General features: G+C 41.8%; 21 protein-coding genes and 1 riboswitch. Of the genes, 14 read left to right on the top strand and 7 right to left on the bottom strand.

The window, feature by feature from the left end; genetic code table 11:
- Nucleotides 1–75: 75 nt before the first annotated feature.
- From N473_RS11090 to N473_RS11065, 7 genes are all read left to right on the top strand, one after another.
- Nucleotides 76–924, top strand: coding sequence for a MipA/OmpV family protein (locus N473_RS11090; RefSeq protein ID WP_081221094.1), 849 nt, complete (start codon nucleotides 76–78; stop codon nucleotides 922–924).
- Nucleotides 925–932: 8 nt separating this feature from the next.
- Nucleotides 933–1,301, top strand: a complete 369-nt coding sequence (locus N473_RS11085) for a DUF3019 domain-containing protein (RefSeq protein WP_063367962.1) — start codon at nucleotides 933–935, stop codon at nucleotides 1,299–1,301.
- Between the two features lie 10 nt (nucleotides 1,302–1,311).
- Nucleotides 1,312–2,004: a response regulator transcription factor gene (locus N473_RS11080; protein WP_063367961.1), complete on the top strand. Its 693-nt coding sequence runs from the start codon at nucleotides 1,312–1,314 to the stop codon at nucleotides 2,002–2,004.
- Nucleotides 2,005–2,033: 29 nt separating this feature from the next.
- The gene (locus N473_RS11075) at nucleotides 2,034–3,293 is read left to right on the top strand and encodes a HAMP domain-containing sensor histidine kinase (protein WP_063367960.1); all 1,260 of its coding nucleotides are present in this window, start codon (nucleotides 2,034–2,036) and stop codon (nucleotides 3,291–3,293) included.
- A gap of 269 nt (nucleotides 3,294–3,562) precedes the next feature.
- A riboswitch (cyclic di-GMP riboswitch) is annotated at nucleotides 3,563–3,661 on the top strand.
- Between the two features lie 88 nt (nucleotides 3,662–3,749).
- Nucleotides 3,750–5,981, top strand: a complete 2,232-nt coding sequence (locus N473_RS11070; protein ID WP_063367959.1) for a DUF4955 domain-containing protein — start codon at nucleotides 3,750–3,752, stop codon at nucleotides 5,979–5,981.
- A 105-nt stretch (nucleotides 5,982–6,086) separates the two neighbouring features.
- Nucleotides 6,087–6,257: a hypothetical protein gene (locus N473_RS26180; RefSeq protein WP_155735584.1), complete on the top strand. Its 171-nt coding sequence runs from the start codon at nucleotides 6,087–6,089 to the stop codon at nucleotides 6,255–6,257.
- A gap of 252 nt (nucleotides 6,258–6,509) precedes the next feature.
- Nucleotides 6,510–6,893: a hypothetical protein gene (locus N473_RS11065; RefSeq protein ID WP_155735583.1), complete on the top strand. Its 384-nt coding sequence runs from the start codon at nucleotides 6,510–6,512 to the stop codon at nucleotides 6,891–6,893.
- 90 nt (nucleotides 6,894–6,983) lie between these two features.
- On the opposite strand, the gene N473_RS11060 is transcribed toward N473_RS11065, so the two are convergent.
- Complete coding sequence (locus N473_RS11060; protein ID WP_039610505.1) at nucleotides 6,984–7,433, bottom strand: Hsp20 family protein; 450 nt, start codon at nucleotides 7,431–7,433, stop codon at nucleotides 6,984–6,986.
- Nucleotides 7,434–7,632: 199 nt separating this feature from the next.
- Complete coding sequence (locus tag N473_RS11055; protein WP_063367957.1) at nucleotides 7,633–9,210, bottom strand: alkaline phosphatase D family protein; 1,578 nt, start codon at nucleotides 9,208–9,210, stop codon at nucleotides 7,633–7,635.
- Nucleotides 9,211–9,676: 466 nt separating this feature from the next.
- Between N473_RS11055 and N473_RS11050 the strand changes: the two genes are divergently transcribed.
- Complete coding sequence (locus N473_RS11050; RefSeq protein ID WP_063367956.1) at nucleotides 9,677–10,384, top strand: TorF family putative porin; 708 nt, start codon at nucleotides 9,677–9,679, stop codon at nucleotides 10,382–10,384.
- Nucleotides 10,385–10,440: 56 nt separating this feature from the next.
- Here the strand turns inward: N473_RS11050 and N473_RS11045 are convergent, their stop codons facing one another.
- Nucleotides 10,441–11,166, bottom strand: coding sequence for a YebC/PmpR family DNA-binding transcriptional regulator (locus tag N473_RS11045; RefSeq protein ID WP_039610508.1), 726 nt, complete (start codon nucleotides 11,164–11,166; stop codon nucleotides 10,441–10,443).
- A gap of 121 nt (nucleotides 11,167–11,287) precedes the next feature.
- On the bottom strand, nucleotides 11,288–11,893 hold the full coding sequence (locus tag N473_RS11040; protein WP_063367955.1) for an HAD family hydrolase: 606 nt from the start codon (nucleotides 11,891–11,893) through the stop codon (nucleotides 11,288–11,290).
- A gap of 389 nt (nucleotides 11,894–12,282) precedes the next feature.
- Between N473_RS11040 and N473_RS11035 the strand changes: the two genes are divergently transcribed.
- On the top strand, nucleotides 12,283–12,885 hold the full coding sequence (locus N473_RS11035; RefSeq protein WP_063367954.1) for a hypothetical protein: 603 nt from the start codon (nucleotides 12,283–12,285) through the stop codon (nucleotides 12,883–12,885).
- Nucleotide 12,886: 1 nt separating this feature from the next.
- Nucleotides 12,887–14,179, top strand: coding sequence for a S41 family peptidase (locus N473_RS11030; RefSeq protein ID WP_155735582.1), 1,293 nt, complete (start codon nucleotides 12,887–12,889; stop codon nucleotides 14,177–14,179).
- 130 nt (nucleotides 14,180–14,309) lie between these two features.
- Here the strand turns inward: N473_RS11030 and N473_RS11025 are convergent, their stop codons facing one another.
- Complete coding sequence (locus tag N473_RS11025) at nucleotides 14,310–17,093, bottom strand: methyl-accepting chemotaxis protein (protein WP_063367952.1); 2,784 nt, start codon at nucleotides 17,091–17,093, stop codon at nucleotides 14,310–14,312.
- 260 nt (nucleotides 17,094–17,353) lie between these two features.
- On the opposite strand from N473_RS11025, the gene N473_RS11020 reads away from it, so the two are divergent.
- Nucleotides 17,354–17,536, top strand: a complete 183-nt coding sequence (locus tag N473_RS11020; protein ID WP_063367951.1) for a hypothetical protein — start codon at nucleotides 17,354–17,356, stop codon at nucleotides 17,534–17,536.
- A gap of 346 nt (nucleotides 17,537–17,882) precedes the next feature.
- Nucleotides 17,883–18,392, top strand: a complete 510-nt coding sequence (locus N473_RS11015) for a GNAT family N-acetyltransferase (RefSeq protein ID WP_063367950.1) — start codon at nucleotides 17,883–17,885, stop codon at nucleotides 18,390–18,392.
- 96 nt (nucleotides 18,393–18,488) lie between these two features.
- Here N473_RS11015 and N473_RS11010 read toward each other — a convergent pair whose 3' ends face one another.
- Nucleotides 18,489–19,304 carry an aminotransferase class IV family protein gene (locus N473_RS11010; RefSeq protein WP_063367949.1) on the bottom strand — a complete coding sequence of 272 codons (816 nt, stop codon included), beginning with the start codon at nucleotides 19,302–19,304 and terminating at the stop codon, nucleotides 18,489–18,491.
- Nucleotides 19,305–19,382: 78 nt separating this feature from the next.
- Between N473_RS11010 and N473_RS11005 the strand changes: the two genes are divergently transcribed.
- Complete coding sequence (locus tag N473_RS11005; protein WP_063367948.1) at nucleotides 19,383–19,745, top strand: MerR family transcriptional regulator; 363 nt, start codon at nucleotides 19,383–19,385, stop codon at nucleotides 19,743–19,745.
- 10 nt (nucleotides 19,746–19,755) lie between these two features.
- Here N473_RS11005 and N473_RS11000 read toward each other — a convergent pair whose 3' ends face one another.
- Entirely contained in the window at nucleotides 19,756–20,613 is an 858-nt protein-coding gene (locus N473_RS11000) for a LysR family transcriptional regulator (protein WP_063367947.1), read from the bottom strand.
- A gap of 108 nt (nucleotides 20,614–20,721) precedes the next feature.
- Between N473_RS11000 and N473_RS10995 the strand changes: the two genes are divergently transcribed.
- Nucleotides 20,722–21,786 (top strand): NAD(P)/FAD-dependent oxidoreductase, encoded by a 1,065-nt coding sequence (locus N473_RS10995; RefSeq protein WP_063367946.1) that lies wholly within the window; start codon nucleotides 20,722–20,724, stop codon nucleotides 21,784–21,786.
- Nucleotides 21,787–22,043 lie beyond the last annotated feature (257 nt).

Raw genomic sequence — 22,043 nt, 5'->3', positions numbered from 1 at the left:
TGTTATAATCTCACACGCTATTTTTTTCATTAATTCAATACATTAGTTAGCTAATAATAAAGATAAGAAACTGCTATGTACTCTAAAAGAAAGTGGATGCCTATATGTTTGGCAGCTTCAATTTTTCATTTTCCAGCCGCTTACGCAGAAGAAGAGGCCAGCTTTTGGGAAGGATTTTCAAATAAGCGCGAAGCAGGCGGGTTTCTGTCATTAGGTTTAGGTGCTTCTTATGGCGGGGGATTACTTACAAATATTGCTACTCGGCCAATTTTAAATATCAACGGTAATTATTACTTTGAAAATGGACTTTTTGTTGAAGTGCCTGGGAGTGACAGTAAATTTGAGCCGCAATGGGCGATGGGCTATAACCTTTATAATTCTAGCGAGTGGGAGTTTGATGTCATTTTCTCTGCTGCGCATGCACACATTTCCTACTATGGATATGTATCAAATGCATATGATGAGCGGGATTTGACAGGGTATGTGGGGCTTCGAGTTACTGGTGCTATAGGTAGCTATCAAATTCAAACTATCCTTGCCCCCAAAGCTGACAATAGTGAATATGACGGAGGGGCTTACGCCTCTTTTTGGATTGCGAAATCATGGCAACACAAAAATTGGCACTTTTATAGCTCGGTCGGCTTTCAATATCGTAACAGCGCTATGCTGAATTATTACTATGGTGTGCCTTACAAATCAGCAAGAGTAGATCCTTATCAAGCCTCTGGTGGGGTGAACATTAAATTAAAGTTGGGCTTTACGACGCCAGTTGGAAAGCGCTGGGTGGTTGATGGCGCTATTGGACTGACTGATTACGCTACCAGTATTGACGATAGTCCTTATTCGTTAGATGCACTTAACACCCTCTCCAATCGTAGCAGGCTTGGTCGCCATATAAGTGTCACTATGAGCTACGTGTTTTAGGAGGCGAAATGAAAAAATATATTGCTGTTTTTTTCTTTACGCCAGCCCTAGCATTCGGAGCCTCTAACGAGCCACAGTTTATCATTAAGCCTGAGCAATGCGTTGCATTGGAGCAGGGACAAGAATGCTATGTTGATGTTTCTGTGAGCTGGCAAACGAACAGTGTCGGTAACTATTGCTTATTTGCCAACGAGCAACAGTTGCATTGCTGGCAAAACGTTGCACATGGAAAATGGCAAAACGAAATTATGATGACAGATAATTTAGCCGTCAGCCTAAAAAGTGACAGTGAAAAAATTATCTTCACCAAAACAATTGAGTATGCTTGGATTTATAAAAAAAGAAAAAGCAAAGCGGTACGATGGAGAATGTTTTAAGGATGTGTAGATGAGTCAGTGCAAGGTTGCTTTAGTAGAAGATGATATCGAGTTGGCCCAGTGGATAGCGGATTATCTCAGAGCAAAACAGTATCATGTTGATGTTTATCACGATGGATTAGTTGGCTTTGAAGCGATTCAAAAGACCAAGCCCGATCTCATTATTTTAGATGGCATGCTACCTGGTATGGATGGCTTAGATGTGTGCAAAGCGCTTAGGAAATTAACGCAAACACCGATTTTAATGTTGACGGCCAGAGATGAAGAAATTGATGAAATCTTAGGCTTAGAAATGGGTGCTGACGACTATTTAACAAAGCCGGTAAGAGGCCGATTATTAGAAGCCCGAATGCGGACCTTGCTGAGGCGTGCCACAGTGACTAAAGAAGTTAATGATGAAAAATTAGTGATCGGTACCCTTGAAGTCGATGTGGGTAATCGTCAAGTGCTACTCGGTGGTCAAAATATTCAAGTATCAAGCAATGAGTTTGATGTCTTATGGGTGCTAGCTAAGCATGCTGGGAGCGTAGTAACACGTCAGGATTTAGTGCAAGAGCTGCGAGGTTTTGAGTATGATGGCTTTGATCGTACCATCGATTTGCGCGTATCCCGGCTACGGAAAAAGCTCGGTGATAAAGAGGCGCCATACAAAATAGCCACTGTCTGGGGCAAGGGCTATCAGCTGTCTAAGGATACTTGGTAATGGACTTATTTAGAAGGCAGTCTATTTAAATGTGGCGATTTGTTGTTGCGCTTGTAAGTGTACTGATCATCGCAAGCATAGCATTGGGTCAGGTATTTGACGTTCTTTATGCCTCAGAAGAGCCTGTACAATCTGATGTATCAGAACAGCTTTCTCTGGCATTGCCAATATTAAAGATGATGGCAGCTAAAGAAAGTTTGCCCATTTTGGAAAAACAGCCTCTACAGATCACTCAAGATGACCGTAATGCTTCATTGCGGCTGCACTCCATGGATGAGTATCCCCTGCCTTTTCAATTACAGCAGCAACTTCAAAGACAAGAGCCGGTTTACCTTGAAACGCAGGAACAGGTGAAAGTTCACCTGCTGACCAATAATCAGAGTATTTTGGTTTATCAATATGACAAGCTGGCTGAGCAAGATGATTACCGCCTTTCTTTAACACTTATTTTTTATTTTCTTCTCGTCATCATTTTAGTGCTTTTCTTAACCCCTTTTGTTCGCCGGTTGATGCATTTAAGCGATACCGCCGCTAAGTTTGGTGATGGTCAATTAGAGGTTAGGTTAAAAGTCGGTACACTCTGGTATATCCGAGATATTGAGTTGTCATTTAATCAGATGGCAAACAAGATTAACCTACTTATGGATGATATTAAGCTGCTTGCGGGTGGGTTATCCCATGAGTTAAGGACGCCATTGGCTCGAATACGTATGGGGCTAGATACCATTGTCGAAACGCAAGATGAAGCACTTAGAACCAAATACGAAGCGCGTGTAAACCAGCAATTAGATGATATGGAAGGCTTACTAATTCATATGTTGGATTTTGCTAGGTTGCAGCATAGTTTAGATGAGGCTACCCCCCTGCCGCTTGATCTGGTTACGGCCGTCCCTAACTTGGTTGATCTCTCTTTTGATGGTGCCGTTGAGTTGAATATCACACCGCAACAAGCGCTCATTCATGTTGATCAACGTTATTTTACTATGGCTATTTCTAATATCATTGATAATGCGCTGAAGTATGGACATAGCCGTTGTATGGTGACGATAAGGCAAGAGAAAAATGAGTATGTGGTTGCAATCAGTGACGATGGAAACGGCATTGATGCGAGCAAAGCCGCTGAAGTATTTAAACCGTTTGTCAGGCTTAACCGCCAGCAATGTACTGGATTTGGGATTGGTTTAGCGTTTAGTGCGAAAATTATTGCGCGCTATCGAGGGGAAATCTTTGCGGGTGTTTGCACTGAATTAGGAGGCACCTGTATAACTGTGAAATTCCCCGCTTTGTAAAAGACGCCTATATTGGTGGATAATTATGCTAACGACTTCATTGCAATGATCTGCATTTGCGCTTTGATAGACCTAAAACTTCGTTGTTTTGTACACAAAGCAGTGCTTAATACACTGATATAGGTACCTTTAAAAGGGAATATTTTATCTGTCACATAAGTTTAATAATTTATAATTCCTGTTTGTACAACGGATTAGGATTTTTGCTCTAATTAATAATTGACCAATTTGGAACCTTCCTATACATTCCTCCTGAAATTTACACACACTGTAGTTACTGGCAAACTAGGTGAAAGCCTAGGACGCAAAGCTTCCGGTCTAAATGCGCTGTATATTCATGCAATGCACACGATAGCGGGGTTGCTTCATAGTTAGGGACACTGTGAATATTCACGAGGGATGTGACTGCCAGATCTACTCAATACCACTACTGAATGTAGTTATTTGAGGATAGATATGAAAACATTTTCTAATAAACCAATGCTAGTAGCACTATGCGCTGCGACAGGTTGGCTTCCAATGCAAGGCTATGCAAACGATTTCTGGCATAGCTACCTAGAGTCTAGATCAACACAATCTGATCTGAGAGATCCAAACACGCAAATAGCAGATGATCAGATCATCTCTAACTTTTCATACGCGGGCTACCAGTTTTCAAACCAAGCGATCCCGAGTGTCAATGAACTGGGTTACCGTATTTTTGATGTAACTGGTTACGGTGCTGATATCGCCCCAGGCCGCTCTGACAAGCAGGCGGTACGTGATGCCATTGCAGCAGCTGAAAAGCACATTGATGAGGGGGGTAAAGGCGCAGTTATTTATTTCCCTAACGGTACGTATGACTTGAACACTTTGTCTGATGTTGCTGACATAGATAAGTCCGATACTGTTGAAGGTCGTAAGAGCCGTGAAAGCGCAACTATTAAGATATCACGTGGCAACATGATATTGCGTGGTGAGAGCCAGCTGAGTATTTTAAAAATGGACCAGCATTTAGATTTGGTTTATCCAAACAAAATGTGGACAAGTCCGTATCTATTTGAGATCGGTTATAACTACGCTAACCGCGACCCTAAGGTGAAAAGTGTGCGTGAGTCGGTAACCTCTCCTAGCAAAGAGCGTTTTATTACTGATATTACTTCTAGCCACCCAAGACAATCTACACGCTCTGTGCAAGTTCGTGATACATCTCTACTTAAAGTCGGTCAGTGGGTACAACTGTCTCGTTTTGACCCTCGCCCAGAGACGATTGCCAAAGCATTATCACCTTATAAGTTCGATGGTAAGTGGGGCATGATCAAAAAAGGGGTTCGCTCACAAGAGTTTCATCAAATTACTGCCATTGAAGGTAATGAAGTGACATTCGCTGCGGTTATTCATCATGATGTTGAAAACGATGGGTACTGGGGCTTGAAACAAGCACGTCTGGTACAAAATATCGGTGTTGAAAACCTGACAATTCAAGGTAATTGGCAGGAAGCATTCAAACATCATAAGAGCGGTGTGCATGATGGTGGGTGGAGTGCGATTCGTTTCTCTCGCGTTGCGCATGCATGGCTTAAGGACGTGGAGTTTATCGACTTAAACCAAGGCGTTTCTGTGGTAAACAGTGCTGCGATGACCCTAAAAGACTTAGCGTTTACGGGTAACCCTGGCCATATCAGCTTAGACATTAACGCATCGACCCATGTTTTGGCACAAAACATTGATGATCAAGCTGCGCACTGGCATGCGGCGGGCTTTTCTCATAAAGCTGCGGGTAACGTAATTTCTGGTTCAACGCACTCGCCTGAGCGCTTCCATAATTTGCATGCCAATATGCCTTACAGCAATTTAATTGAAAACAGCACTGGCGGTTGGAATTATGGATTTATGGGCGGCTCTGTCGGTGCACAGCCTAACCACCTTAAGCATTTAGTATTTTGGAACATCACAAACACAGCACAAAACGAGTCAATTGATAAGTGGGCATTTATGCGCCACGACAGCAAATATGGTCGTGTGATCATGCCATATGTTGTTGGCTTAAAAGGTGCTGGATTCAGTGGTTTTGAGAGCCAGCAAAGATACGACACAAGTTTGGCTGATAAACCACAAGCACATGTGCAAAGTCACACTGATATCGAAAGTTTATACGCGCAACAGTTGCAGCAACGCCGCTGTGCAAAAAAAGTAACTGGTGACAATTTAATTGGTGCTTGGTCATTGAAAGGCAGTGTGTGTGACCTGTCAGGTCAAGGGCAAGATGGCAAAGTGTATGGTGAATATCAAGACACATTTAACGGCGTTGATCAGCGCATTGAGCTTGGTGACATCGATCAATTCAGCAAAATAGAGCTTGAGTTTAAATACGATAATTTCAGCACGAATAAAGCGGGCTTCATGTTATCGAAAGGCAACTACGGTACAAACAATGCGTATTACATTCAAGTGAATAAAGTCGGTGTGATCAGTGCGCGTATCAATGGTAAAGGCGTCAACGCAGGTAACTTTGCTGATGGTCAATGGCACAAACTTGAAATGCAGCTAGAGGGTAATGTTTTATCTCTGAGCATTGATGGTCAGTCAATGGGTAGTAAGAGCATTGTGCTACCAAAGCAAAATGACGTGCCACTTAGCGTTGGCTCTACACCAAAGAACACTTATCCGTTCAAAGGTGAAGTAAGAAACGTTCGCGTATATCGCTAATTTTTACAAGGTGCCTACCAAGCTGGATACAAGCCGTTGGCACCTAATTTCAAGATTTATTTGGCCACAATAGAAGGCCGACAAGAAAGTAGTAAGGTATTAAACATGACAACATTACCTCCATATAAAAAGTATGCAATCGTGGCTTTGGCGTTAGTTTTTGGCTGGTTCTCAACCTTTATGGTTAATGGTATTGAAGTGAACGAAACCTCTATGTATTGCTTAAAGCTGAAAGATAAAGCAAACATGGATTTATGTAGCAAAGACGTACTGTAAAGTTGATTGTGAGGCTCGGTGCATACCTAGTGTGCCGAGCATTAAATCGCAACTTTAGATGTTGCTTGTTTGAATTTACTTTTTTCAATTGAATAACTTGATCAGCCCCATCCTGCTCAATTTAAACCCTTTTTAGATATATTATTAGATCTTCAGCCCCTAAGTCGTTGGTTAAATAGTCTACACATTGTTACAAACTTTGTTTATCGAGCCTGCTATATTTAATGTTCAATTGGAATGTGTGAGAGTGTTTTGAAAAACTATATACAGAGCCTAATGTTAGTGAGTGCGTTGGGGTTGAATGGTTGTGTCTTTGCACCAAAAAAAACGACTTATTTAGATGAACATTGCGATATTGTGCGAGAAAAAACGGATATTGATGTTATCGTCTTTGCTGATGAAGCATCTAATATGACGCCATCTTATCCAAGTGATATTTATATTCCTGCATTGGTGGCCGCAACGTCTGCTGCCTTTTCAACGGTCACTTATGTATATAACAATATACAGGACTCAATAGAGTATAAAGAGCAGTGTGGTGACAGAGCACACTCGGAGCAAGGTGCCAAAAGTACGGTGGAATTAGCAAAGTCATGTGCAAGTAATGAACTGTGTGGAATAGAAAGAAAGCGATGAGTGATATTGTGTAAAGGGGGTTTACGAGAGCAGAAAAAGCCGCATATAGCGACTTTATCCAGGGGTAATCAAATAGGTTGCTTGCTAAGATTAACTTTCGTTTTCTAGCAGCTTACCTTTGCCGATTTCAATTTTTCTCGGTTTCAATGCTTCAGGCACTTCTCTCTCTAATTTGACTACCAGTAATCCGTTTTCTAGTTCTGCGCCAATCACTCTGACATGATCACCAAGCTGGAAGCTTTGTTCGAAATTACGTTCGGCGATGCCTTGATGGATAAATTTACGCTCTGCACTCTCTTCTTTATTGGCTTTTTGACCTGTTATTCTGAGCGTATTGTTCTCAGACTCTATGTGTAATTCATCTTCGCTGAACCCGGCCACAGCCATGGTGATTTGGTATTTGTCTTGGTCAAGCGCTTCGATGTTGTATGGTGGATAGCTTGCCTGCTTGCCATTATGGGCAGCTCGGTCCATAAGTGATGCTAAATGATCGAAACCAATGAAAGAACGGTAAAGTGGAGTTAGATCTACGTTGCGCATAATAATATCCTCTTAATAAGCGATAATGTTTGTTTACCCTTCTTTTGAACTGATAAACAAACTAAAAAAATAACATTTGTTTTGGTTGGGACCCTGTCGGCGTCCTCACAATACTATCTATGGACGGGGCAAATAGTTTTCAAGTAAAAAATTAAAATAAATTTTAAAAAGCCCATTTTACGGGCTTTTCCGGAGAGTTTTAGCAGAGTTTGGATTTGCCTGAATACACAGTAAAGCGCTTTCCAATATGCACTTGGTCATTTTTAAAACCGACAAAAGGCACGTGATGCCAATTGGCTTGTAATTGCTCTTCGTTGATTTCTAATGTCACAAATCCGCGGTTTGCGAGATCTACATATCGAATATGTGGGTTTTCGGGCATTAAGATTTTGCCAACATCTCCGACTAGCTGCTGTAAACCTGGCACAGGAATGGAAGGAGAGGTTACCGATGAAGTCACGATTTCTACAGCAACAGCACCATCGTGGGTAAAACGGTTGTATTTTCGCCAGTCGTAAGGGTCTTTGCAGATGTTAGCTGCCCAAGATGAGTGCACATCACCGGTCAATATCACGGCGTTATTGATTTGATTGTGTTCTATAAAATCTAATAGTCGGTTTCTGGCTGCTGGATATCCATCCCAAGAATCTGTATTAATAGGCTTACCAAGCATCTGAATTTGCATCATTTGCACTTGCTGGCCAATCAGCTGCCATGTCACGCCATTGCGTTTGGCATCCAGTAAGTTGTCCTGTAGCCACTGTTCTTGCTCATAGCCAAGTAGTGTGCGCTGCTCATCAAGGCGTGCAGGATCTTTCACATCGACTTGTTGATCCCGACCGATAAAACGAGTGTCTAACATATTAAGTTCGGCGAGATTACCAAATCGAAAACGACGGTATGCTTTTTCTCTGGTTTCATGTTGAGGTTCTCTTATTGGCATCCACTCATAGTATGCTTTAATCGCGGCATTACTGCGCGCTTGCCATGTGCCCTCACCATCATTATGGTTTTTTGCACCTTCTCGCCAAGTATCATTGGTAAATTCATGATCATCCCAAATACAGATCATCGGGTGGGTTTGATGCAGTTTTTGCAGATCAGTATCTGTTTTATAACATGCATGTCTTTGGCGATAATCCGCCAATGTGACCATTTCATGGTTTGGGGTTACTTTGCGATTCCATAAAAATGGATTTCTGTATATGTCTTTGTTGCCATATTCATATAAATAATCACCGAGGTGCAGTACCGCATCTAAGTCTGCTATTTCAGCGATGCGTGCATACACATTAAAGTAGCCGTAGCTGAAGTGAGAGCAGGATGCCATGGCTAACTTGATATTTCTGACATCATATTCAGGGAGTGTTTTGGTTTTTCCGATTGGTGAGATAATGGGGTCATCGAGCTCATCGATAATAAAACGATATACATATCGGGTATTTTCTTGCAGGCCTTTGGCATCGACTTTCACAGTAAAATCTTGTGTTTGGCTCGTTATCACGTGACCACTAGAAATGATGTTAGAAAAACTGCTATCTGCCGCAACTTGCCAAATTACTTTCACTGTCAATGTGTCGATATCAACGCGATCTTTTACTTCTTTTGGAATAGTTACCCTAGTCCACAATATCACGCTATCTGATAAGGGATCACCACTGGCAACGCCATGGCTGAAAGGGTTTTCAGAGAAGGTGCAGCCTGATAGTGAGAGACTCAGTGGTAAGCTTGAGATGATCATGCTGCTTTTAACAAACTGGCGACGGGAAATGCTCATAAGTATTTACTCTAATTTTGGTGTTTTTTGTCTATTTAACTCCGTAATCGTTAAACTTTTATTTCTGAACTGTAAATTTGTAGGAAGGTTAAATTTATAAGTGTGATTATTTAAATAGTATAAATATCGACCTTGTATTATCCAGTAGGACGATAAGTATGCTTTAAATCGCAAAAATGATAATATTATGCCATTAAAAATAAGGTGTTATATGAAAATTGATACTTTTATACGGGTTAACTTTCGCTAAATGGTATCGTCTTTAAGCGATAATGTTACCTACTGCTTATTGTGTATTTTGTAATTTTACCGGGTTAAATATTAATTTATTGTACTTATGTTGAGGAAACATATTGTTTAACCAGTGAGTTACACTAAACTTGTGCACATGCAGTATGTAGATAGCGCTATTGTGACTTTTAATACTAAATAGGTTCGGGAATACCGTACGTTTGAGATAAATATTATGAAAAAAAATCTGCGACTCACTTTATCCACATTGTCTGTTTTGATGGTAACAAATACGGTTATTGCGAGTGATTGGTCTTCAACTATTACCGGTGCTTCAGACTATACATTTAATGGTATTAGCCAAACTGAGAATGATTTTGCTCTGCAAGCTAGCCTTGATTACAGTGACTCTGAAACAAACTGGTATGCAGGCTCTTGGGCCTCAAATGTCGATTTTGATGATGGCACAGATGTGGAAGTGGATATTTACTTTGGCAAAACGTGGTCATTAACCGATGCGGTTAGTTTAGATGTGGGTATGGCATATTACAGCTATTATGGTGGAGACGATTCTAGCGATATTAACTATCCAGAGGCGTATACCAAATTTGGTTTTGATAATGCATTAGGGACGACGGAGTTTAACTTCTGGTATAGCTGGGATTATGCGGGTCAAGATGAAGAGCATGTAATCACGACCCTCTCTCATACTTTTGAAGTGGCCGAAAATCATGATATTGCTGTCAGTTATACCGTGTCTAATTATGTGGGTGGAGATCAGACTTGGGATGGTACTGACAGCTCTTATCACCACTATGAAATAGCTTACTCCACCAGCTTGTCAGGCTTTGACTTATCGATTGCCGCTGAAGATACTTCGATCGATTCGGATACATCGGACGAACGAATTGCGTTTTCAGTGTCACGCACTTTTGATTTCTAACACCTAGACACTAAAAAGCCGGACTGTGTCCGGCTTTTTCAGAGTAATCGTGTCGATTATTTCTTCACGATAGCGTTGTGGTAAACGTTTTGTACGTCGTCACAGTCTTCAAGCATACCCATGAATTTTTCGAAGTTTGCGATGTCATCTTCGTTTTCGATTTCTACATGAGTTTGTGGGATCCACGTGATTTCGTCTACTTCGAATGTAATGCCTTCAAATGCTTCAGTTAAGGCAGTTTTTGCTTTGAAGTACTCAGTGTTAGGCGCAAACACAGATACTTTACCGTCTTCTACTTCAACATCAGTCACGTCAACGTCAGCCATCATTAATGCTTCTAGAACGGCTTCGTCATCATCACCAGCAAAACCTAAAATTGCAAAGTGATCAAACATGTGAGCAACACAGCCTGGGCTACCGATTTTTGAATCGGTTTTAGTAAACGGAAGACGTACATCTTTGATTGTACGATTTGGGTTGTCTGTTAAGCAGTCAACGATAACCATGCAGTTACCAGGACCATAACCCTCATAGCGTGCTGGAGAGTAATCTTCTCCTGCACCACCAGCCGCTTTTTCGATTGCTTTGTCGATTACATGTGCTGGAACCTGATCTTTTTTAGCTTTTTCGATCAAACGACGAAGAGATAGGTTTGTTTCAGGATCTGCGCCGCCATTTTTTGCAACTACATAGATCTCTTTACCGTATTTGGAGTTTACCTTAGTTTTTGCCGCTGCCGTTTTTGCCATGGCGTTTTTGCGGACTTCAAATGCTCTACCCATCTTAGTTCTCGTTATTTGAAATTCAATTGCACAAGATTCTAACAAGACTCGACGCGTTGGGCTATACCCTATTGGGCATGAGGCCTGCGATATGCGGGTTTATTACCATAAAATGAATTCGTCAGGCCAGTTGGTGCTGGAATTTTAGGTTATTTTGTTCTATCAGCGGTAAAAACGCTTCCCAATGGCGAAATATGATGTCTGCTTTTTGAGCATACTCAGGTGTTATTTCTGGTGAATATAAACACGATACCATGTTTGCATTATTCGCCGCTTCGATATCATACAGATAGTCCCCAACATATACGCAGGCACTATTGGGCAAGCCCCATTGTTTTGCGACGAGGTTAAGTGCTGTAGGGTTGGGTTTAGCGGGCGCATCATCTCGCGTAAGGATCAGGTCTATGGGCAAATTGCAGCGCTCTAGCTTGATTTGCGCCGCTTTTGCAAAATTACGGGTTACAATGGCCATTGGAAAGCCTTTGTTGGACAACTCGCATATAGCTTGCTTTACGCCAGGTAAAAACTCAGCTTGATGTGCGTCTTGCATTTCATGTTGGTGAATAAGCGACATGGCTTCTTCACGCATGTATGGAGATGGTAGCGCATTGATGAATTCAAGCAAATCTTCCTCTCTTGGACAGCCAAGCTGTGCTTTCATCATTGCGAAATCCAGATTGGAGGTCACTAATGTGCCGTCCAAGTCGAAAATAATTCCTTTAATCATGCGTTTCTTACCTCGTATTCCATAGCAAGATACTCTGCTTGCCTTTAACCATAGAGTACGTCAATTAAGGTTGCAAAGATCACAGTAAAAAATAATCAAATGAGGTAACAGGACTTACCTGAGCGTCATAAAAAGCGCAAAAATTACGCGCCTTAAATGTTGAAACAAAGATACTTGCATCGTGTTTTTAATACGAACTCGTTTGTATCAACATTGGCGAGCTTTCATCGCGAGAGTGTGTAAATGAAGCTTTTGAGATATGTGCTGAGCCATCAGTTCACGTATTTACTATAGGCAAATGTTTTTTAATTTATCTTAAAATTCATATCATTGACTGTTAAAGTAATAAATAAACACCACAGAATAACGACAAATAAAGGTGTCTCCCAATGGCTTATTTAATTACTACTGTCATTTTAATTGCATGTTGCACTGTATTTTTCATCCCGTCTTTAAGACGGTTTACTAAAGATAATGAATTGGCAAGTAATTTTGCATTGACGATGGTTGCAACGCTTATTGGTGTTCTATTAGCAATAGCCATCAGTAATTATGATGAAGATGAAAAAGAGCGCCGAGACTTAATAAAATTACTGTATGCGGCCAAAGCGGTGGCGACAGAAAGCTTGGAATATAGTCAAGCTGTTATGGTATTTTACGAGAGTAATGAAGCGAGCGAACAAACTAAGCGCTCGAAGCAACAATTCTTTAAAGATAACCCCTTGCCCTACCCTGAGTATCTCGATGCACTCATGTCTCAGCAATTGTTTATCAAAAACCTATCTCAAGAGTCACTGACAGAATTAAGTGAATCACTTATTTTAATGAAACGCGCAAATACGCTTAGACCTGACCTTTTTGTGTCGAATTTAAGTTTTGTGTTGTATGTCTTAGAGCAAGAGCAGCGTTATCAAAAGGGTGAGATTTCATTACATGAATTGGAAAGGACTTTGAGGATACGAGAGGCTCAACTTGAAAAAGAAGGAAATTAAATTGATTCTTACAATGCCACGTGATGCCAAAGCATATATAGCAAAGACGATTATTTATAGTGCAATGGCGGTTTCTAGTTTTAGTTTTGCAAAGGAGAGTACACAGAGTTTAACCACCCAGCAAGTGGATGAGGACATTACGGAGTTTGTTGCGCTTTTAAACCAAAGATACGCCTACCTTGACGAAAAAAACGTGGATCAAACGTCATTTGAAGCGTGTTTGCAAAAAGAAGTAACCCAAATCAAAACAGTTAATGCCTTATCAGGGCACTTGAACCGCTGCTTTGAGTTTTTTTATGACCAACACAGCGAAGTTCGGCCACGTCCTAGAGACTATTATTTGCCTATGCCGACTGCTTTAACCATGTGGGCTGAAGTTGGCAATGATACCGCGACCATTATTTCTATTCCACATAATGGGTATGCACATAAAATTGGTTTTAGAGCGGGCATGAAGATTGAACAGATAAACCAAAAACCTGTTTTTGAAGCAATAAAGGCGGCCAATATTTCAGGACAAAAAAGTGCTCAGACTTGGGTGCTTAATCGATTATTGACCGGTACTCGTCATGAGCAAATAGCACTGACTGTAAGCTGGCAAGGACAATCACAGACGCTCACGATCGATACCCGACAAGTCGTTGCCGACATCTTAAAAGATAAGCCAATCTTGACCAGCCAATGGTTAGGTGACATTGCGTATATTCGGCCTGAAAACAGCCTAGGTAATAATGCGTTGATCTCCGCGTTTGACCAAGCGCTGTCTGAATACAAGGATGCGTCTGCTTTAATTTTGGATTTACGCAACACCCCCAGTGGTGGTAACAGCGATGTGGCGCGTGGCATTATGAGCCGCTTTATCTCTGAGCGTTTTCCATACCAAGAACATGAGCTGGTGGCGGTAGAGCGTGAGTTTGGAGTGAAAAGGCGCTGGCAAGAGTTTGTGTATCCAAGAGGGGAAAATACCTTTACCAAACCGTTGGTGGTGCTCAGCAACCGCTGGACAGGCAGCATGGGTGAAGGCATAACGATCGGTTTGCATGGTATGAAGCGCGCAACTGTCATCGGTACACCCATGGCTCAGTTATTAGGTGCGATTTCTGGACATACACTGAGGCACTCCCAGTTGAGTGCAGTGATCCCTGTTGAAAAGTTATTTCATGTCAATGGCACGCCAAGAGAGGCATTTTTACCTGATATTGAGATTGATCACACTAATAATGTGGACAATGAAGATCTTGCTTTGAAAGCTGGGCTACGTCATCTGTCAAAATTGGCGCGCAAAGTAAATTAACAGAGTGATTTGATCTCTCTATTGACCAAAACAACCAGAGCACTGGCAAGACGCCTTAAGATCAATTATGTGTTATCACAGCTTGGTTAAATGCCAAGCTGCGACTTATTTAGTGCATTAGGTGGTGTGGCTATCCTGCATTGAGCCTTAACATGCTTCGCGATTGTGGGGCTGGTAATAGCTCTTGGTTAGATTGGGACTGAGTTTTAAAGCTGGCGACTTGTTGCAGCAGATGCTGTGCTTGCTGTTTCATTACTTGACTGGCATGGCTCGATTGTTCAACTAAGTGCATGTTATTTTGCGTTTCATTGTCCATTTGAGCAATGGTTGAAGACACTGCTGCGACACCTTCGGATTGTTCTTGGCTGGCGGAAGTGATTTCTGTGATCATCACATTCACCTCTTTCACCACGTGAATGAGCTGATTAAAGGTATCACCCGATGCAGAGACAAGTTCGCTTCCTTTAGAAACGGCTTGAGAGCTGTCTTGAATCAGCCCTTTTATTTCTTTTGCCGCAGAGGCACTGCGCTGCGCTAGGTTTCTAACTTCACTGGCTACAACTGCAAACCCTCTGCCAGCTTCTCCAGCTCTTGCCGCTTCTACAGAGGCATTGAGTGCCAATAAGTTGGTCTGAAAAGCAATTTCATCAATCACACCAATGATGTCTGAAATTCGATTGCTGCATGTCTCTATTTCATTCATAGCTGCAACCGCATTCTCGACCGTCTCGCCCCCTTGTTGTGCTTTTTTCATAACCTCATCTGCATGATCGGAGACATCTTTAGCACTTTTTGCATTTTGTTGCACCGTGACCGTTAACTCTTCCATGGTCGCTGCTGTCTCCTCAATACTCGCCCCTTGATTTTCGGTGCGTTTATTGAGCTCCTCGTTACCATTGGCGATGCTCTGTGCTCCTTGGTAGACATGGTTAGAAGCGTCAGTGATCTCTTTTACCATTCGACTTAGGTTATCCATGAGGCTATTCATGGCATCTTTTAAGATATTAAATTCTACGCCTAAGTCTTCATCAATCGTATGAGTGAGCTCTCCGTCTGAGAGCGCCATAATAGCGCGTTTGATGCTTGAAATAGCATACTTTCTTGCGGTGATATCGGAGGCATACTTGACGACTTTAAATGGATTGCCTTCAGCGTCAAAAATGGGGTTATAGGAAGCTTGGATCCAAATTTCCTTGCCATTTTTGGCTATGCGTTTGTATTCTCCGCTGTCGAACTGGCCCTGCCTTAGTTGTTGCCAAAACTGTTGATATGCTTGACTATTAGCGTAATCAACTTCAGCGAACATTTTGTGGTGCTTGCCTTTTATTTCCGACAACGTATAACCGGTTGTCGTTAAAAAGTTCTCGTTGGCGTCGATGATAGTGCCATCAAGATTGAACTCTATGACTGCTTGAGACTTATGGATAGCGGCGAGCTGGCCGGCAAAGTCAGCACTCTGTATTTTTTGAGCGGTAATATCTGTGGCAAATTTAACCACCTTGAAAGGCTTACCATTGGCATCAAAAATCGGGTTGTAGGTGGCTTGGATCCAAATCTTTTTGCCGTTTTTACCAAGTCTTTGATACTCACCAGAATCAAACTTCCCCAGATTTAATTGCTGCCAAAATTGATGGTAGGACTGGCTTTTTGCATAGTCTTGCTCTGCAAACATACTGTGATGTTGCCCTTTTATTTCATCCAGAGTATATCCCATTGTTTTTAGAAAGTTGTCATTGGCAGTAATAATGGTGCCGTCCATATTAAATTCTATTACCGCTTGTGATTTTCCGATGGCCTGCAATTGCCCTTCATAATTTGCCGCTTGGCGTTTTTGTTCTGTGATGTCGGCTGCATACTTGACGACTTTAAACGGTTTACCATTGAGGTCTAATATAGGGTTGTAAGAAGCTTGGATCCAAATTTCTTTACCGTTTTTCCCTTTGCGTAAATATTCTCCAGCAGAGTAGTGGCCCGCGTTTAAATCGGCCCAAAATGCCGCGTATTCGGCGCTGGCTGCATACTCAGCATCTGCAAACATGCTGTGGTGCTGGCCTTTAATTTCATCTAGGGTGTAACCCATGGCGGATAAAAAGTTGTCGTTGGCATTTATGATGGTGCCATCCATATTAAACTCTATCACTGCTTGAGATTTACTGATTGCTTCAAGCTGACCTTGATAGTCTGCCGCTTGCAGTTTAGCTTGGGTGATTTCGCTAGCGTATTTGACGACTTTATACGGTACACCGTCGGCATTAAAAATAGGGTTATATGATGCGTGGATCCATACTTCTTTCCCGCCTTTTGCCAGTCTTTTATACTCGCCGGTACTAAACTGTCCTTGATTGAGTTGTTGCCAGAACACTTTATATTCTTCGCTTTGTGCATAGGCTGGTTCAGCAAACATGCTGTGATGCTGACCAACGATGTCGTCAAGTGCATATCCCATCGTTTGTAGGAAGTTCTCGTTGGCATGAAGGATGGTGCCATCCATATTGAATTCGATCACTGCTTGCGACTTATTTATGGCGTCTATTTGCCCGAGGTGATCAAATGAAGCATGTTTATATTCGGTGATATTTGTCAGCAATAAAGTGTAATGATGGGTTCGTGAAGGCTGATCAAAGCTGGCGTATATATTGGCTCGAAACCAACTGATAGTGCCGTGTTCATATTGTACCTGTAACTCAACCGGAGTATGGTTGTCGAGCTTGAGTTGCGTTTTAATGACGCGGCTGTAATGTTGCATTTTCAAGTCAGCATTCGGGTAGCCTATTTCTCTTAAAAAGTGTGGACTTACTTGTGTGATTATCCCTTCATCATTGAGTTCTAAGATGGATTGGTTTTCAAAAAAGACGTTAAGTTTGGCTTCGAGTGAGTGTAATTTCTGACGATCTGTCCTTGATGAAAATATCATAGGGCACCTAATTAATGAATGTTGTTATTAGTCAGAAATATAGTAGATAACACCATACACGCCACTTGTTCTTATTGATGATAATAGCTTCATGAGCCATTTCTTATTTAAAAATACTCAACAAGATGATACGAAAGCGTATATTTTGATGAAAATTTCCATGTTTACTATGTTATGAATTTTACGGATAGTGGTGTTCAGTATTTAGGCTGGGTTGGCTAAATACTGTATATAAAAAACAATGAATTAAAGGAATAGTTATGAAACTTAAATTACAAAAAACGAAGCTCAAGTCATTAACAAACAAAGAAGTATCAAAAGAACAAACTGGTGCAGTTGCTGGTGGTCAATATCAGGCCCAGTATAAAACTGCCCCTTGGTTATGCCAATATAGCTACCCTGTATGCCATACTGATGGACCACATGTAAGCTGCTACAATTAATGTAGAAAAAAAAGCGCACCAATGGTGCGCTAAAAGTCTCTTAAGACAGGGAAATCAACATGTTAAATAACTACAATAAACGTCTCTACAAACAGCAGGTGTATATGTGTTTACTTAACGAAGTAAAGTCTATCTAAAACCTGTGTTGTATTCCCGACACTGTGTGCAAATCCTTGTGAGCGCTTGTTACGCTTTGTAACTTTCTTTTCAAATACAGCCTTTTTGAATACAAAACTAGCCATAGACTGAATATAGCCGCTTTGACTTAATGGTTTTTTATTCGTACAGTCATGTTTTTATTTAAGAAACATAGAGCGGACTTGCGTGCAAGGAAACGTATATATAAATGACTTTACCTAATATTCAATTAACGGCACTGGGGTTGTATCATAGCGCCGAACTCTATAGTACTGTAGAGCGCAACAGGATTAGCTTAGAGCGCAATTTGCCTTGGGTGAAGCGGGTAACTTGCGATGATAGTGCACAGCAGTATATTGAAGAGCGAATTAACAGTGGCGAGCCAAATTCAAGGTGGTTGGCTATCTTTGTGAACGGCTGCTTTAGTGGTGTCTTTGGTGTGAAGTACGTAGATCCGGTAAAAAGCCAGTGTGAGGTCGGGTACTGGCTATGTGAGGAGGCGCGAGGACAGCAAGTCATTCCACGCGTTTTAAATGAACTGATCCCTTGGATAAAATCTCAAGGTGCTAAAACACTTGAGTTTCATTGTTTAGAAGACAATATAGCCAGCATTCGAAACGCTGAAAAAGTGGGCGCGATATTGCAAAGCACTGCGCCAACCACGTTAGATATTTCAGACACAACTAGAAAAATGTGCGTTTACGCGCTTGAGCTTTAATATAACAGGGTGTCGTTGTTGCATGTCTCTATAATGCAATCAACGATATTGGCCCAAAAGGCAAGTGCTCTATTGGTACTACCTATCGTTAAAGCGTTAAACTTCCTGTAATGGCTCGTATTGATATGCTTTATGCAACAGCGCGTTCAGTGTATCTGAATCTTTAAATACAGTACTGTCAATGCCCTTTACAGTTATCCCTGGTGTCCATGAATTCATGACCGCCGCGCCGCGGAGTATGTTAAGATCGCTCAGCTTAAGTTCTACAGTGCGCTGTGGTATCTGAAGTAGTGTGAGTTGTCGTTGTAATATGCTCATCGTGGTACCTTGAAGCATTGGGGCTTTTGGCCAAATAATGGTATATCCGTCCCAAAAGACGAGATTCCAAATTGTCCCCTCACTTATCCTTGTTTGCTCGTCAACAAATATCGCGTCATCAAATCCTTTTTCAATGGCTCTATGTAAATAAAAAGTTTTACCAATTTCTCCTACATGCTTTATGTCAGGCATAGGTCGCTGGTGTTTAATTGCGGTGAGGTGTAACGGTCCTACGGGGCCGTTTGAAGGCGCACTGGTGCGCACGAGTACTTGTGGAAGCGTGTCCATACTTTGGGCGGTAAATTCACCGTGAGAAGAGTACAGCGTAATAGTCAGTGAGCAATCTAATGGGCTTTCACTCATCGCGTCTCTGATGTAAGTGCGTATCTGCTGATCTGAGAGCGTGTTATTAAATAACTTTTGAGACGCTTTACGCAGACGCGTTAAGTGTAGGTCTATACCCCTCACTTTTCTTCCTCTCACTTGCATCGCACTGAAGTGTGCAAAGCCAGAAAATGCTAAAGGATTAAGTGCTGAGTTGGGTTGATACTCACCATTGATAAAGGTATTTTCTGAAAATTCATTATTAGTCATTGTGTTACTTCCATTGAGTCCATACTTAGAAGCCAATACGATAAACCCTGACAGTACTGTGAAGGTCAAGGAGCAAAGATGAGAATAGGTGAACTATCTGAACAAACCGGTGTGAGCGTGCGAATGCTTCGGTATTACGAAGAGCAAGGGCTAATAACACCACGTCGTACCGCAGCTGGTTATCGTGACTATGATCAGCGTGAGGTGCTGGCGTTAAAGCGCATTAAGTTGCTCAGTTCAGCAGGTATGACACTAAGTACCATACTACAATTTTTACCTTGCATTAGAGGTGAACGGCCCATTTTTGAGCCTTGTGATGAGTTAAGAGTGCGATTACACAGCCAGCTAAGAGAGGTCGATGAAAAAGCCGCGCGTTTGGCAAAAAATCGAGCCGTGTTAAGTGGGTTTATACAAGAAATTGAAGCAGCTGATAAAGTATAAGTTGGGTTTTTTATCGTGCTAGCTTTAGCAGGTCGACAAATTTACGTATCTTTGGAATATGTACGATGTCACGATGTACCAATATCCAGGTGTTTACCTGCCACGAATCCCCTATGGGTAATATGTGTAGCATTGGGTTGTTTTGTGCAGCTTCTTTTGTACTAACAGAGATCCCACACCCTGCATGCAGTGCATAGTCGAGCACTTGGTGAGCATTGCTGGTGGTAACAATATGACTTGTTTCCACCTGCGTGTGGATCCACTCATTCCAAGGCAAATGTGCAATGCGCTCGGAATTGGCGATAAATTTATGTTGTGACCAATTATCTTTTGTTGGCAGGCCATGTTGCTCGACATATTTTTGATGCACACACATAACCACTTCGATGCACTGAAATGGGATCACGATGTTATCAAGTGTATGCGGCCTCTCACCCATCCGAATGGCTAAATCTGCTTCGCCATACTCTAACGCATATTTTCTTATATCACCCGAGATCTCGAATCTTACGTTTGGGTATTGCGCTTGGAATAGGTTTATCACTGGGAATAACAACTCGGATAGTTCATTGACACAAGTGATTTTAAGTACACCGCTCATCATGGCATCGAGGTTTGTTGTCTTATCGACAAACTGATTAAATTGTACGTCTGTGATCTCCCCCAACCGCATCACTTCCAGCCCTGCCTCTGTTGGGATATACCCTTTGTCATTGCGTTGAAAGAGCTTGATACCTAAGTGCGCTTCTAAGCTATCTATTTGCCGCATGACTGTTGAGCGGTGTATACCCAGATCGGTTGCTGCGGCACTAAGCGTCCCTAGCTTTGCTAATCGGTAGGCGGTTTTAAACTCTGTCCATTTATCCATGACATGTCTCTGTTGCATATTTGCACGTAAGGGTATTTTAAATGCGCATTAAAAACAAATTTGCAACGGTATATGCTATGTCTTATTCAGTGAATTGAGGTAAGAGAGATGAAAACGCAAGTACTGATCATTGGTGGTGGTTTTGGTGGCGTAGCGACTGCACAGAAATTACAGAAAAGTGGCGTACAGACCACACTTGTAGACAAGAAAGATTACTTTGAGGTGACTTATGCCGTGCTCAGAGAATCTACAACGCAGGGCCAATTTCAAGGGCAATCACGTCGATATTATCGAGATATTTTAGCTGGTCAGTTTGTTAAAAGTGCTGTGAAAACCCTTCAAGAGCATACTGTACTGTTGGAAAACGGTGAGTGTATTGAATTTGAACAGGTTGTGATTGCAAGTGGGTCTAGATATCCGACTTTGCCATTGGCTAAGAGCATGGATGCACATAGCTTAAATGACAGAGATACTGAGCTTAGACAGCATTGTGCGCAGCTCAAAAAAGCCTCAGAGATATTAATCATTGGCGGTGGTGTCGTTGGCGTAGAGCTGGCTGGTGAAATTGCTTATACCTTCAAAAATAAAGTGGTTACTTTAGCTCACAAAGATAAAGCACTACTCACTGGCTTTAGTCAAAAAGCACAGCGCAAAGCACATCAACAGTTGGAAGAGTTAGGCGTACAGGTTAAGTTAAATAGTGATTATCAGCTATGCACCAAAACTCAGGGCTTCCAAGATAAGCGCTCAACAGATGTGTTAAAGCCGGATATGGTATTGTGTGCGACGGGTACCAAACCGAACAACGTATTTTTGCAACAAAACTTCTCACATATACTGAATAATAAAGGTTTGATTGTGGTGAATGACACGCTTCAAGTCGTGGGGCAAGAAAACTTTTATGCGCTGGGTGACATTGCCGATGTGGGCGAGGCTAAACTGGGTTATTTGGCAGTGGAGCAAGGTAAATACTTGGCGAAAAGTATAGTGCGAAGGCGTCAAGGTAGGTCGGTAAAAGCGTACAAACGTAATCCGTTTATGGCGTTAGTCCCTACGGGTCAAAAAACCGGTATTGTACAAACGCCGTTATTCACCTCAACCTGCAATCACCTCGTTAATATCAAACAAAAAGATTTGTTTATTACTAAGACCTATAAAGCGTTTGCAAAGTAATATGTAGTATTGCATGGTCGTTGTGCTGTGCTTTTGATGGTTGCTAAGTCGCGTTTACGCGCCCAGTAGGAGTTTTTCAGCAATGACTCAACCTGATCGAGTTGAACGTCTTCTCGTGAATCACTAATTAGATAATTGTCTTTTATGTATTGCATGATCTCTGATGCGTATATTGTTGTTATTTTAGTCAGTAGAGTGCACGATTTTTTGATGTAAACCAAGTGCAGGATAGGTAATTAGATTATTGAAAAAGCGTT

Origin of the sequence: Pseudoalteromonas luteoviolacea CPMOR-1 (assembly GCF_001625685.1) — a bacterium.
Taxonomy (GTDB): domain Bacteria; phylum Pseudomonadota; class Gammaproteobacteria; order Enterobacterales; family Alteromonadaceae; genus Pseudoalteromonas; species Pseudoalteromonas luteoviolacea_K.
Note: the sequence above shows the minus strand (reverse complement) of the source record. Positions and strands in the feature narration are given on the sequence as shown.